Origin of the sequence: Paenibacillus sp. 2RAB27 (genome assembly GCF_052115445.1) — a bacterium.
GTDB lineage: Bacteria > Bacillota > Bacilli > Paenibacillales > NBRC-103111 > Paenibacillus_E.
The window spans coordinates 42,090-54,073 of sequence record NZ_JBFRGR010000006.1 but is presented as its reverse complement, the minus strand read 5'-3'; the positions used below and the strand labels follow the sequence as shown (position 1 = coordinate 54,073).

The following is an 11,984-nucleotide window of genomic DNA, read 5'->3' as shown; positions in this document are numbered from 1 at the left end:
TCGTCAATCCTTCTCTCTATGAAAGTGTATGAAGTCCGAACTTCCGCTTCATTTCTATACAATTTGACAATAGCATAGAGAAGGACGTTTTTTTAGTTCATATTGATGCCATCGGAAGTGTAAGATTGCGACATTCGCCAAATCACCGTTCTATCGACTCGCTAATCCCCTGTACAATACCAAGAGCCGAAGCAGCTCGAGGCCATCCTGCATAGAAGGCCATATGCGTAATTGCTTCTACTAATTCTTCTGTGCTTAGGCCATTCTCTATAGCCCACCGCAAGTGATATGGTAGTTGTTCTGTCATTCCTCCCGCTATCAGCACCGCAATGGTGACTAAGCTTCGATCCCGAAGAGAAAGCTGCTCCCTTCGCCACAAATCTCCGAAAAGCACGTCTTCTGAGTATGCAACGAATGCTGGCGCGATTTCACCGTAGGCTTCCCTTGAGGTAGACACTATTTTCCGATGAGTCATAGGTCACAACCGATCTTGAGCATCTGTGCTTCTCCGTTACCGAATGACCAATCCTCAAATTCGTTATCCATCAGTACAACAAATACATCTTCTTTCCGCATAGGAAGTTGATTGGATAATTGTTCAGCTAGCTCGCTATAAAAACCTTTCTTCTGCGAAGTCGTTCTCCCTGATTTCAGTGTTATTTGAAAGTAGAGCAGTCCATCGCTTCGTTCGACACCTAGATAGCTAGGACTATAATAGAAGTCACCTTCCTTATGAGAATGAAATACTTGAAAAACATCGTCTTCCGGAACGTTGAAGTACTCCACCAACGCGCTTCCGATAATTCGGCTGATCTGTCCTAATTTGTTACGATCATATTGGTGCTCGTATCACTTTTCAAACCATTCTTAAAGAGGGGACGTTCTCTCGTGCAGCGGAGAAATTAAATTATGCACAATCTACAATATCGAACCAAATGCAACGATTGGAGAAGGAAATTGGGGTACAACTATTCAACCGGGGATGGGACGTAGAACTGACGAGAGCGCAGGGAAACTTTTCGCGTTGGAGATTGATAAACTCATTCAACATTGGACCGACGTGACCAATCTGACCAAAGCTTTGCAGCAAGATGAGATCGGCAACTTGCACGTAGGCGGAATTGAATCTGCCATGCAGACGTTACTTCCTACTACCATGCGGCTATTTCACGAACAGAAGCCACGAATCTCCTGTCAATTCACGGTGGGGAATACCGATGCATTATCACAAGCGATTATCAAAAAAGAGCTCGAATTCGCAATTTGCGGCGAACCGTCCGATTCGTTGCCATTCTTTTTCGAGCCGCTTTATCAAGAGAAAATGACAATTGTCGTTGATCGAAGTCATCCACTGCTGGAACGAAATCACGTTACTTTCCGTGAGCTTCTTCATTACCCCATCATCTCAGGGGGACCCACCTGTCTCTATTATTCACAAATAACAAAGTTACTATCTCATTACGAAGTAACGCTTCCCCATTTTCATACCATAAACCAAATTTCAGCCATCCCCCATTTTGCAAAAGGAACGCTGGCAGTGGGCTTCGTTCTGGATTCGACTCCTTTGATCCCGGAAGTGGTGAGAATTGATGTGGCATGGGATGAACCTGTCATCCCCATCGGGATCTTGATGCTTCGTGGGCAGCATACGGCCCCTTTCTCACATAAGCAATTGTTTTTACAACTTTTGAAAAAGGGAGTAACCAGCTCCTGAGTGTCCTTCTACACAGCCTCTTCAGTTAATAGGCGCGCGGCCTCTTCAAGTATCGTCTTATCTCGTAAAAGCATGAATTTGGATGAGTAATCGGTACAAGTTAGCATCGACTCCTGCATCACGGCCAGCGCTTGATCTAATGACATCCACGCAACGGCCATGCCTAGCTGGATCTCGTTTTCAGTAAGCTTGGTATCGCGGAAGCTAACTTTCGCTTTTGCGATATAACAGTAGGAGAATTGAAAAAACTTGTTTCTGTTTTTATGCTCTTCGATATACCCCAATTCATGGAGGATTTCAGCTTCATAACCCGTCTCTTCCTGGATTTCACGTAGAAAGGCTTCCTTTGCTTCTTCTCCTTCATCTACACCACCACCAGGCAGCTTGTACAGGTTCGTTTTGGACATATACATCATGGCGACATTTGACTGACTATCTACTAAAATACCTCTTGATCCGTATCGAGAGATGGTATCTAGGAATTCAGGCGCACTTCCTAGGATATCGTTATCTGTAATCCTTATGATCAGTTGCACAAAATCAGCCCCCATTAAAGTACTTATTTCACATCATTATAAGCTATTGATTACATTTTGCGTGTGTGAAATCAGTTGTTGTTACGCGTACTGGTGGTGAAAGTGCAAAAGTGCAACCTATTTCCGCGCATGAACTTCTCAAACGGAAATACGTGCGAAAGTGCAACCATTTCGGCCTACACGCCTCCATTTGGCCCTTTACGGCCCAAAAGGATGCTCTTTTGCACGTATTTATCGATGTGCCGCCGTTTCTCCCGAAAATAAGTGTACATTCGCATCTTTGACCTATTACAAGCTTCCAACGCGCAGCGTCAGGCGATTCTGCAACAATGTACATATGTACAACAAAGGAGCTAAGCGCCAACGCGCTACAGCTCCTTCACATTTTTCCCTATAGATATCCGTGCAGCTCAGCCTTCAGCCTCTCCGTCACCTCTGGATGATCCTCCGCCACGTTCCGGGTCTCCCAAGGATCACTGGTCAGGTGATACAGCCGATCTGGACGGTTCAACTCCACGATCAGCTTCCACTCGCCGTCCGATGCGTTCCGCCAAGAGCTCGGATGCTGCGGCCCTTCGTCCAGGCCTGCAATTTGCAACTCGCGTAACGCCGCCTCGGCTTCCCCCTGCAGAATGCGTTTGAGCGGCACTCTTTCCTTATTTTTTGGCAGTCTGATCAAACAAGGTATTTTATTTAAAATAGTACCTTGACAGTCATAGTACTATGCCGTATTATAATAAATGTGAGGTGATGATATGAGCGAAAACAAAATTACATCCGACCTGCTCCGCGGACATACCGATACGATGATACTACGGCTCTTATCCGAAGCTGACCGTTACGGTTACGAAATTGTCAAATTAATTGCTGAACGCTCGGGCGGCGAATATGAATTAAAAGAAGCCACGATGTACTCCAGCGTTAAGCGGCTTGAGACAGACGGCGATATCGAGTGGTATTGGGGCGATGAGTCACAGGGAGGAAGACGCAAGTATTTCAGGATTACCGAAAAGGGCAAAAATGCTTACGTTCGCAACAAGAACAATTGGGAGTATTCGAAGCGCGTACTAGAAAATTTATTATAAGGGAGAGATTGCTATGATGAATCAGAAATTGACGAACTATTTGAACGGTATTTTCACGCCATACGATGGGGTAAAAAGCGTCACCGAATTAAAGACAGACCTGCACTCCGATTTGCAGGAGCGATATCGTGAACTCAAAGCTGAGGGTAAAGACGATGAAACAGCGTTTCATATGACCATTGAGAGCATCGGCGACATCGAACAAACGATTCTGGAAGTCGCCAACCTCTCCCGCTCGCTGGAACGGCAAGTCGTGACCAACTTTAGCGCAAGCAATCTGGCAATGAGCGACTTTGCAGGCGTTAAGGCTCATAAAGGTCAATTTAATGCTAGTGCTTTACGCGGCGCCGACTTTGCAGGTGCTGACTTAACTGGAAGTTCGTTTAAGACCAGTGATCTACGTGACGCCAATTTTGACGGTGCAAATTTGACGGACTGCGTCCTAACGGCAACTGACCTTTCGAATGTAAGCTTCAAAGAATCAACCCTTGTACGTACCAACTTCAGCGTTTCGGGGCTGGATGGAGCCAAATTTACAGGTGCCAAATTGACCGACGTCACACTAAGCAAGATCGACCTTAGAAAAACAATTTTTGAAAATTGTATCTTTGACGGCGTGAACTTTGAATTATCCGACTTAAGCGGGGTGCGTTTTGACGGGCAAACCTTTATCGGCGTTAAGTTTGATAAATCGGCCGTAAACGAAGTTTCATTTAAAGGCGCTATTTTCAAAAATGTATCTTTCCAAGCATTCTTTTCGCTAACCAATAAGTATTACCGTGCCTTCAAAACCATCTGCTTTGACGGCGCAGTCATGGATAAACTGACTTATGCTTCGCTTAAAGGCATGGGAGCCGATTTGTCAAAAGTTACTGTTCGATAATGAGGAGGGGAAACTTTATGCCAAACAATTCCATTCAAGTCGTTGGATTGCAAAAGTCCTATAAGCAGCATCAAGTCCTAAAGGGCGTTGATTTCGAGGTGGAAAAGGGCAGTATTTTCGCCCTTCTCGGCTCCAACGGTGCAGGTAAGACAACGGTTGTCAAAATCCTTACAACGCTGCTTAAACAAGATAGTGGAACTGCCACCGTAAACGGATTCGATGTTGCGTCAAAACCCGATCATGTGCGGCAGGCGATCTCTCTGACGGGGCAATTTGCCGCGGTGGACGAAATTTTGACCGGTCGGGAAAATCTGATCATGATTGCGAAGCTGCGATACCTCAAGGATCCGGGTCAGGTTGCGGACAACTTGCTTAAACGCTTCGACTTGACTGACGCCGCCGACCGCAGGGCGTCTACGTATTCCGGTGGTATGCGCCGCAGGCTCGACATCGCCTTGAGCCTTGTGGGTAATCCTCAGATTATTTTCCTCGACGAGCCGACAACTGGGCTTGACCCCGAGGCGCGCATCGAGGTTTGGAAGATCGTTAAGGAACTTGCGGGCGGCGGCACGACGGTTCTCTTAACCACGCAATATTTGGAGGAGGCTGAACAGCTTGCTGACCGAATTGCTATTCTGCATGAAGGTAAGATTATCGCAAGCGGCACGCTCTCGGATCTTAAAAAGCTCTTTCCATCTGCAAAGGTGGAGTATATTGAAAAACAGCCATCATTAGAGGACATATTCCTCTCTATCGTCGGCAAAAAGGAGGCGAAGTAAATGGAAACGGCAAAAAACCACTTCTTCACCGACATTAGCGTTATGCTTGGACGTTCCATGCGCCATATTTTCCGCAGTATGGACACCATCATCACAGTCTGCATCACGCCAATTGCCATGATGCTACTGTTCGTCTATGTGTTAGGCGGCGCCATTCAAACCGGAACGGATAATTATGTGAATTACCTGTTGCCAGGCATACTGCTGATGGCGATCGCAAGCGGGATAGCCTATACATCTTACCGCCTGTTTATGGATAAGCAGCGAGGCATATTCGAGCGGTTTCACACGATGCCGATTTCACGTTCCGCCTTGCTTTGGGGACATGTGCTGACCTCTCTGGTGTCTAATGCCATATCACTAATCGTCATCATTCTTGTAGCGTTGATTATGGGTTTTCGTTCGTCCGCAGGCATACTGCCATGGCTTGCCGTAGTAGGCATACTAGCGTTGTTTACTTTGGCCTTAACTTGGGTCGCGGCGATTGCAGGACTGTCCGCAAAAACGATTGAAGGTGCAAGCGCATTTTCCTATCCACTCATCTTCCTGCCGTTTATCAGTTCGGCGTTTGTGCCGACCGAGTCAATGCCGACGGTCGTTCGTGCCTTTGCCGAAAACCAGCCGGTGACCTCGATCGTTAACGCCATCCGTGCGCTACTGGCAGAGCAGCCAGTGGGCAATGAGATATGGGTCGCTCTTGCATGGTGCGTTGGGATTTTGGTAGTAGCCTTTTTCTTCGCGATGAGGGTGTATAAAAATCGGGTGTAAATAATGTACCTGTATCAGCTCAGCTCTAAGCACCTCATTGGTGCTTTTTTTGCTTTCTCTCATTTTTTCACACTGGACAATCGCCAATATAAACGGTTGGACTTATAGACTCAAGGGAATCTTAAAGTGACTAAACGCTCTTCCAAAATTACACGCAGTTCATCAGGAATTCGCTCAAACTCGACCCCTTTCCCCAAAAACAAAAGCCAATCCGCATAATACGCCAGTGCCACAACATCGTTCACATCCAACTGAACATTGAAAATCCCACTCGACTGAAACATCCCAGTTAAGGACAAAATTATTCCAGGAGGGTGCATACGCTTAAAGCGCTGAATCCCAATCGTATCAAGTTTCACAACAAGATTGGCTTCACGTGCACGAAGCAGTTTTTTGTTCAAAATCTCTTCTTCAGACAACTTCATCTCCTGCTCAGAAATTGCCGAATTCCGCAGCATCTCCACAGGCAAATAACGAAACTCATCCGTATCAAAATTATAAACCTCGACAAGCCACTGAGCATTCGAGTTAAATATATGTAGCAAAAAAACGTCCAGTAACTGCGGCCAACCAAAACTCAGCTCATAAGTCACGCGTAAATGCTTATCCCGCACAGCAAGCGAAATCAGCTGGTTCAACTCCGCAGGCGCAGCATCATCGAGCTCCAAAAGATTCGGATTGGCGGGATTTGTATTTTCGAAAAGCAAGATATTATTCAGCTCGATCAGCTCGTCTTGCTGGGTTTGCGATGCGATGCCGATAAGTTTTTCAGTGATTGAGCGGCGATTTTGCAGATAAGGCAACTGCGAATTTTTCGAGGCAATAAAGCTAATAAAAATCGCCTTCAACTCTTCTGGTGTGAAGCGAGCGGCGGGCAGATATTGATTTTGCAGGACATTGTATCCGCCTCCGCGCCCCAGCTCGGACGTCAGTGGAAAACCCATCGCCTGAATCTCGTTTATATCGCGGATCGCCGTCGCGCGGGAAATCTTGAACTCTCGCTGAATCTCGGCAATCGTAAAATGCGCGCGGTTATTGATGTAACGCATGATTAGGTTCACTCGTTCTGTTTTCTTCATGATTTTATTATATCAAAAATGTAGCATTTCGATAATCAGTATCATGTTTTGATACATTTGAGAAATAGAATCAATTTTGTGAGAAAACCTTTATCGAGGCCATTCAAGGATGAGCGACCGCGTTTAGAGGAAGGTTTTATCGCCAAATAGAAAGATGTTTTCGGGATCCGAAAACTTATACTTTCTATTGTGGTAAAGAATAAATCCMACAAAGGAGAGAACAAAATGTCTAATTACTCTATCAAAACAATCTCAGAAAATTACAAGATGACTGCTTTCGGTGTTTCATTTGATGACTACAACGACTGGGCAGGTAATGCAGCAAAAACTGCAGCGAAAAAAGCTGAAATCACTGAAAACGGCAAGTTTGCTGAACTTCTCGCACTCGCTGACGGACAAGAATATCAAATTAACTACAACCTCGACCACAAGCCTTGGCGCGGCTTCGGCGTAATGGGTGAGTTCAACGTGGAAGGCGCGGTTGTCCTCGATTTCCTCGCTGGCGAGTACATCGTCGTGCCTGGGACAGGCGCTGACAAAGACCGTCTTGCTGACGAAATCACAGGCAAAGTTTTCGGCGGCCTGATCCAAGAAATCACAGAATACAAATACGTTGGTCCTGGTAACTCAACGTTCGTTAAAGCAAATGAAACAGGCGAATTCTACGGCGAAATGTGGCTTCGCGCAAATAAAGTCGAAAACTAAGGAGCACTCATATGGCAGATTATACACTTGAAAACAAAAAATCATTCACATTGACCGCTTATGGTTTTTCAATCCAGTCGAATTTTCAAGATATGCCTGCTTTGCAAAAAGAAAAAAACGAGTTTTGGGACAGACTCAAGGCTGACGGGCGTTTTAATAAGCTCAAAGACGCTGCAAAAGATGATCGCGAATGGTCAGTCAATGAGGTTTATCAAGGAAAACCGTGGAATTATTTCGCGGTAGAAGCTAGCAAATCAGTGGCTGACGCAACACGCTTCATTGAGTTTCCAGAGAGCGAGTACATCGTGGTCGCAGGAAATGGCGACAAGGAAACTTTGTTTGATCAGCTGACTTACCGAGCTTTTGGTGAAGTCTTGGCACAAATCACTGATTATGCTTACATCGGTGGTCCAAATGCGACTTATCGCCAAGATAACGGCGACGGCACTTTCTACGGTGAATTTTGGGTGCCTGTGGTTAAAAAATAAGGGAATTCAGAAGACCAATCTACCGATTCGAAATCAACAACTGCCTCTCGCTCGTACGTAATAGCGAGAGGATTCTTTAGTAAAACAGGCAGCCATTATTCAGTTGGCTGCCTGTTGCGTTATATTGAACAAACGTTTCTCCGTTATTTCAACTCAAGAAATCACCAACCTACTATACTATCTGCTTGAGTGGACTTACATCCGCTGCCTAGCAGCCTCAAACAGCAAAACCGTCGCCGCCATCGCGACGTTCAGCGATTCCGCCTTGCCCTGCATCGGAATAATGACCTTCACGTCCGACTGCGCAGCAACTTCCGGCGACACGCCCTTGGCCTCGTTGCCGAAAATCAGCCACGTCGACTGCCGCAGGTCCGTGTCGTAACACGAGCCCTGCGCCTGCAGGCTCGTCGTCACGAGCCGCACGCCGCGCTCACGCGCGCGCGGCAACAACTCACCCAAATCTGCCTCCACGATCGGCAGATGATACATCGATCCCATCGTCGAGCGGATCGTCTTGGGATTGAACAGATCGACCGTGCCGCGGCCGAGCACGACCGCTTTGGCCCCGACGGCATCCGCGCTGCGGATGATCGTGCCGAGGTTGCCCGGGTCCTGAACGCCGTCCAGGACCACGACCAGATCGTGCTCGCCAGCAAGCAGCTCGTCCATGCCAACCTGTGGACGCGTCACGATGGCCACTACACCCTGCGGCGTCTGTGCGTCCGAGCACTTGGCCAACACCCCGGCGCTCACGCCGATCCATTCGACGGCGCGATCACCAGCAAGGGCGGCGAGCTCTTGTGGACTCCCCTTTTCCACTTGAAAAAGAATAGTTTCCACCTCAGCCCCAGCCTTCAAAGCTTCCTCAATCAAATGGTAACCCTCAATGATATATTTGCCTTGCTTGTCTCTGCCGCGCCGCTCTAAAAGCTGAGCCCAGTCCTTGACTCTCGTATTTTGAACAGACATGATTTCTACATATGCATTTGTCATGAATATACCTACTCCGCAAAAGAGACTTCAAGGTTCTGAAGACTCGAATTTTTACCCACAATGACCAAAATATCTTCTTGTTTAAGCGGTGCCTCCGCACTCGGCGGAATGGTCATCTGCTCGTTATGTTTAATCGCAATCACGTTGCAGCCATATTTGGCACGCACATCGAGCTCACGCAGACTTTTGCCAATCATCTCTTTCGATGCTCTCATTTCAACAATACTGTAATCGGCGGAGAGCTCTATATAATCGATAATGTTCGATGAAATCATATGATGGGCTACACGTTGCCCCATATCCCGTTCTGGATAGACGATTTTATCTGCGCCAATTTTTTTGAGAACCTTGCCATGGAGATCATTCACAGCTTTGACGATCGTCGTAGCTACGCCCATTTCTTTGAGAATTAATGTCGTTAGAATACTTGCTTGAATATCTTCCCCTATAGCCACAACCACAACGTCAAAATTGCGAATTCCGAGCGCCCGCATAGCTTCCTCATCCGTAGAATCAGCTTGAACCGCATGAGTCACATAAGCGGAAACGTCTTGAACTGTTTCTTCGTCCTGATCAATGGCAAGAACCTCGAATCCTAGTTGTGATAACGTCTTAGCAACAGCTGAACCAAATCTTCCCATCCCAATAACCGCAAATTGTTTTCTCACCGCTCACGTTCCTCCATATTCCAAGAATATATCCCATTTATTATACCATACTCAGCCCCCTGAGCCACTTCACAACAATGGAGCCACTGCCTGCATTGGCGAMGAGTGGGAAGGATGAAGCCGTCTGAAACTGCACATAGTAATAGCGAGAATGAAATGGAAGCGAGGTCCTTGAATGAATATTACCCTTAGACAAGCCATACACCAGCGGGTTAATAACAAAACACCAGAAGAACTCAAAGAAGTTATTGAAGACTCGATTGGTGGAGAAGAGAAGGTTTTACCTGGGTTAGGTGTTCTTTTTGAAATTATATGGCAGCATTCAGAAGCAAGTACGCAAGATACACTCGTCGAAACACTTAAGGCGCATCTTGAGTAAATTCCTCCCTATATGGACCATCGTATTGTTAAAATAATTAAAACTTGCTGAGGGATGTTTCGGCATCCCTTAGCTCCACCAAAATAAAATCCCCCTCATCAGTCACTGACCAACGAGGAGGATATCGCCACGTAATATTACTATAATACCGTTAACGGATTCATCGCTGCAGGCTTCTCGCAGCTGCTTTTCATTACATAATGCTGACCGGAGTCAGACGCATCATGGAAACCGTGCATCGCTTCCAGCACGTGATAAGCAAGCTCGCCGTTCGCACGATGTGCTGAGCTATCGCCTGTTAGCAACGCTTGCGCCATTGCTGCAACGCCCAATCCGCGATTATTATCCTTGTAGCCATGCGAAAGTGGGATGGGCTCATACTCTGAACCGCCTTTGCGAATAAGCACCTGGCCACCGAACGTATTCGGATCGGGGACTCGCAACGAACCATGACTACCATAGATTTCAATATTAGGCAATTGCGTACCCGCCATGATATCAAAACTTGTCACAAGCGTTGCAATAGCACCATTGTGGAAATCTAATACCCCAGCCACGTGTGTTGGCGTATCTACTTGAATTTTCTGCCCGCGCTTCTTCTCACTCGAAATCGTCCGCTCTGGGAAACTCACAGCCGTTGAACCTGTTACACGACGAATTGGCCCGAGCAATGCCACTAGTGCTGTTAAGTAATAGGGACCCATGTCGAACATCGGGCCACCGCCCTTGGCATAGTAAAACTCTGGATCTGGGTGCCAATGCTCATGCCCCTTCCCCATCATGAAAGCCGTAGCCGCAATCGGTGTACCAATCCATCCATCCTGAATCAGTTTCACGCAAGTTTGGATACCGCCGCCCAGGAACGTATCTGGCGCGCTGCCAATCAGAAGTCCTTTGCGCTTAGCTACCTCCAAGATCTTCATCCCTTCTTCCCGTGTTACGGCAAGAGGCTTTTCGACATACGCATGTTTACCTGCTTCCAGAATTTGAATACAGACTGCCGCATGTACAGCCGGGATCGTCAAATTAATCACGATGTCCACCTGTGGATCACCCAGTAATTGCTCTACCGTGTACGCATGCGGAATCCTGAACTCCTCAGCACGCGCTTCAGCTTTGCTCACATCAATATCTGCACAAGCGACCAATTCCAAGTGTGCATAGTTAGGAATATTTTTCATATAAGCCGCGCTTATATTTCCACATCCAATGATACCAACCTTCATCTTACTCATCGCTTTATGTCCCCCTATAGTTAGCGTGTTGCCCAAAGCAATCCGCGTCGCATTAATTCTAACGTCTCTGGCATACGAACAATGTTAGCCTGATGGCCCAGTGAATTATAATAGACTTTGCCTGCACCGTACGTTTTGGTCCAAATAACCGGCATCTCCACATCATCAAAATCAGTCACCGCATGCACCTTAATCGCAGGATCGACATGCATATAATACTTTTCCGAAACGACGACGAAATCACCAATGCCCGCGGTCAGTGGCTGCTCGCTGTCTTTCATACGAACCGTATAGGTAACACCATCATTTCCCGGATGTGCGACCCATTGGCCGCCAACCATATACTGATAGTTCACTTCATTTCGGAAAGAATCCGCCATACCGCCATGACAGCCTGCAATCCCTGTTCCGCCTACTTGGACCGCGTTAATCAGAGGAGTTAGCTGTTCTTTCTCAATTTGCCCCATGGTCCACACAGGAACGATCAGATCAATACTTGCCAATCGTTCCTCATCCCGGAAGCTGTCCAGCGTAGCCGAAACCTCTACCCCATAGCCCTCTTCACGCAGCAGACCTGCAAAAATCCCCGCAACCTCCTCGGGTTGATGACCATCCCAGCCACCCCATACAATCAATGCTTGTTTCTGACTCATGCCATTTCGGCTCCTCTCT

Annotated in this window: 18 protein-coding genes; 9 read left to right on the top strand and 9 right to left on the bottom strand. The window is 47.0% G+C overall.

From position 1 onward, the window contains the following. Positions 1-142: 142 nt before the first annotated feature. Positions 143-475: a carboxymuconolactone decarboxylase family protein gene (locus tag AB4114_RS10885; protein ID WP_441988466.1), complete on the bottom strand. Its 333-nt coding sequence runs from the start codon at positions 473-475 to the stop codon at positions 143-145. Beyond that, complete coding sequence (locus AB4114_RS10880) at positions 472-813, bottom strand: tautomerase family protein (RefSeq protein WP_441988733.1); 342 nt, start codon at positions 811-813, stop codon at positions 472-474. The genes AB4114_RS10885 and AB4114_RS10880 overlap by 4 nt, the downstream gene beginning before the upstream one ends. An 8-nt stretch (positions 814-821) precedes the next feature. Here AB4114_RS10880 and AB4114_RS10875 point away from each other — a divergent pair, with 8 nt between their 5' ends. Together AB4114_RS10875 and AB4114_RS10870 are read left to right on the top strand one after the other, a co-directional pair. Beyond that, complete coding sequence (locus tag AB4114_RS10875; protein WP_441988732.1) at positions 822-1,064, top strand: helix-turn-helix domain-containing protein; 243 nt, start codon at positions 822-824, stop codon at positions 1,062-1,064. Continuing rightward, positions 1,025-1,714 (top strand): LysR family transcriptional regulator substrate-binding protein, encoded by a 690-nt coding sequence (locus AB4114_RS10870; protein WP_441988465.1) that lies wholly within the window; start codon positions 1,025-1,027, stop codon positions 1,712-1,714. The genes AB4114_RS10875 and AB4114_RS10870 overlap by 40 nt, the downstream gene beginning before the upstream one ends. 8 nt (positions 1,715-1,722) lie before the next feature. Here the strand turns inward: AB4114_RS10870 and AB4114_RS10865 are convergent, their stop codons facing one another. Both AB4114_RS10865 and AB4114_RS10860 read right to left on the bottom strand, forming a co-directional pair. After that, positions 1,723-2,250 (bottom strand): NUDIX hydrolase, encoded by a 528-nt coding sequence (locus tag AB4114_RS10865; RefSeq protein ID WP_441988464.1) that lies wholly within the window; start codon positions 2,248-2,250, stop codon positions 1,723-1,725. A gap of 391 nt (positions 2,251-2,641) precedes the next feature. After that, positions 2,642-2,929, bottom strand: a complete 288-nt coding sequence (locus AB4114_RS10860) for a hypothetical protein (protein WP_441988463.1) — start codon at positions 2,927-2,929, stop codon at positions 2,642-2,644. Positions 2,930-3,005: 76 nt separating this feature from the next. Between AB4114_RS10860 and AB4114_RS10855 the strand changes: the two genes are divergently transcribed. The 4 genes from AB4114_RS10855 to AB4114_RS10840 are packed head-to-tail and all read left to right on the top strand — an operon-like array spanning position 3,006 to position 5,765. Continuing rightward, positions 3,006-3,335 (top strand): PadR family transcriptional regulator, encoded by a 330-nt coding sequence (locus AB4114_RS10855; protein ID WP_441988462.1) that lies wholly within the window; start codon positions 3,006-3,008, stop codon positions 3,333-3,335. A 16-nt stretch (positions 3,336-3,351) separates the two neighbouring features. After that, positions 3,352-4,218 (top strand): pentapeptide repeat-containing protein, encoded by an 867-nt coding sequence (locus AB4114_RS10850; protein ID WP_441988731.1) that lies wholly within the window; start codon positions 3,352-3,354, stop codon positions 4,216-4,218. Between the two features lie 17 nt (positions 4,219-4,235). Then, complete coding sequence (locus AB4114_RS10845; protein ID WP_441988461.1) at positions 4,236-4,997, top strand: ABC transporter ATP-binding protein; 762 nt, start codon at positions 4,236-4,238, stop codon at positions 4,995-4,997. Next, positions 4,998-5,765, top strand: coding sequence for an ABC transporter permease (locus AB4114_RS10840; protein WP_441988460.1), 768 nt, complete (start codon positions 4,998-5,000; stop codon positions 5,763-5,765). It abuts the gene before it with no gap. A gap of 110 nt (positions 5,766-5,875) precedes the next feature. Here the strand turns inward: AB4114_RS10840 and AB4114_RS10835 are convergent, their stop codons facing one another. After that, positions 5,876-6,844 carry a helix-turn-helix transcriptional regulator gene (locus AB4114_RS10835; protein WP_441988459.1) on the bottom strand — a complete coding sequence of 323 codons (969 nt, stop codon included), beginning with the start codon at positions 6,842-6,844 and terminating at the stop codon, positions 5,876-5,878. 225 nt (positions 6,845-7,069) lie between these two features. On the opposite strand from AB4114_RS10835, the gene AB4114_RS10830 reads away from it, so the two are divergent. Both AB4114_RS10830 and AB4114_RS10825 read left to right on the top strand, forming a co-directional pair. Then, positions 7,070-7,549 carry a hypothetical protein gene (locus AB4114_RS10830; protein WP_441988458.1) on the top strand — a complete coding sequence of 160 codons (480 nt, stop codon included), beginning with the start codon at positions 7,070-7,072 and terminating at the stop codon, positions 7,547-7,549. An 11-nt stretch (positions 7,550-7,560) separates the two neighbouring features. Next, complete coding sequence (locus AB4114_RS10825; protein WP_441988457.1) at positions 7,561-8,037, top strand: GyrI-like domain-containing protein; 477 nt, start codon at positions 7,561-7,563, stop codon at positions 8,035-8,037. A gap of 195 nt (positions 8,038-8,232) precedes the next feature. Here the strand turns inward: AB4114_RS10825 and AB4114_RS10820 are convergent, their stop codons facing one another. Then, positions 8,233-9,030 (bottom strand): TrmH family RNA methyltransferase, encoded by a 798-nt coding sequence (locus AB4114_RS10820; RefSeq protein ID WP_441988456.1) that lies wholly within the window; start codon positions 9,028-9,030, stop codon positions 8,233-8,235. An 8-nt stretch (positions 9,031-9,038) separates the two neighbouring features. Beyond that, complete coding sequence (locus tag AB4114_RS10815) at positions 9,039-9,698, bottom strand: potassium channel family protein (RefSeq protein WP_441988455.1); 660 nt, start codon at positions 9,696-9,698, stop codon at positions 9,039-9,041. Positions 9,699-9,873: 175 nt separating this feature from the next. Here AB4114_RS10815 and sspI point away from each other — a divergent pair, with 175 nt between their 5' ends. Continuing rightward, positions 9,874-10,077 carry a small acid-soluble spore protein SspI gene (gene sspI, locus AB4114_RS10810; RefSeq protein ID WP_056618924.1) on the top strand — a complete coding sequence of 68 codons (204 nt, stop codon included), beginning with the start codon at positions 9,874-9,876 and terminating at the stop codon, positions 10,075-10,077. A gap of 140 nt (positions 10,078-10,217) precedes the next feature. On the opposite strand, the gene AB4114_RS10805 is transcribed toward sspI, so the two are convergent. Further along, positions 10,218-11,312: a Gfo/Idh/MocA family protein gene (locus AB4114_RS10805; RefSeq protein ID WP_441988454.1), complete on the bottom strand. Its 1,095-nt coding sequence runs from the start codon at positions 11,310-11,312 to the stop codon at positions 10,218-10,220. A gap of 20 nt (positions 11,313-11,332) precedes the next feature. Beyond that, positions 11,333-11,965 (bottom strand): ThuA domain-containing protein, encoded by a 633-nt coding sequence (locus tag AB4114_RS10800; protein ID WP_171629263.1) that lies wholly within the window; start codon positions 11,963-11,965, stop codon positions 11,333-11,335. Between the last annotated feature and the right edge of the window lie 19 nt (positions 11,966-11,984).

Excerpts from the sequence above, each read along its gene's own strand:
- AB4114_RS10885 (WP_441988466.1), bottom strand. The coding sequence starts at position 475 with ATGACTCATCGGAAAATAGTGTCTACCTCAAGGGAAGCCTACGGTGAA.
- AB4114_RS10855 (WP_441988462.1), top strand. The coding sequence starts at position 3,006 with ATGAGCGAAAACAAAATTACATCCGACCTGCTCCGCGGACATACCGAT.
- AB4114_RS10850 (WP_441988731.1), top strand. The coding sequence starts at position 3,352 with ATGAATCAGAAATTGACGAACTATTTGAACGGTATTTTCACGCCATAC.
- AB4114_RS10845 (WP_441988461.1), top strand. The coding sequence starts at position 4,236 with ATGCCAAACAATTCCATTCAAGTCGTTGGATTGCAAAAGTCCTATAAG.
- AB4114_RS10840 (WP_441988460.1), top strand. The coding sequence starts at position 4,998 with ATGGAAACGGCAAAAAACCACTTCTTCACCGACATTAGCGTTATGCTT.
- AB4114_RS10835 (WP_441988459.1), bottom strand. The coding sequence starts at position 6,844 with ATGAAGAAAACAGAACGAGTGAACCTAATCATGCGTTACATCAATAAC.
- AB4114_RS10830 (WP_441988458.1), top strand. The coding sequence starts at position 7,070 with ATGTCTAATTACTCTATCAAAACAATCTCAGAAAATTACAAGATGACT.
- AB4114_RS10825 (WP_441988457.1), top strand. The coding sequence starts at position 7,561 with ATGGCAGATTATACACTTGAAAACAAAAAATCATTCACATTGACCGCT.
- AB4114_RS10820 (WP_441988456.1), bottom strand. The coding sequence starts at position 9,030 with ATGACAAATGCATATGTAGAAATCATGTCTGTTCAAAATACGAGAGTC.
- sspI (WP_056618924.1), top strand. The coding sequence starts at position 9,874 with ATGAATATTACCCTTAGACAAGCCATACACCAGCGGGTTAATAACAAA.
- AB4114_RS10805 (WP_441988454.1), bottom strand. The coding sequence starts at position 11,312 with ATGAGTAAGATGAAGGTTGGTATCATTGGATGTGGAAATATAAGCGCG.
- AB4114_RS10800 (WP_171629263.1), bottom strand. The coding sequence starts at position 11,965 with ATGAGTCAGAAACAAGCATTGATTGTATGGGGTGGCTGGGATGGTCAT.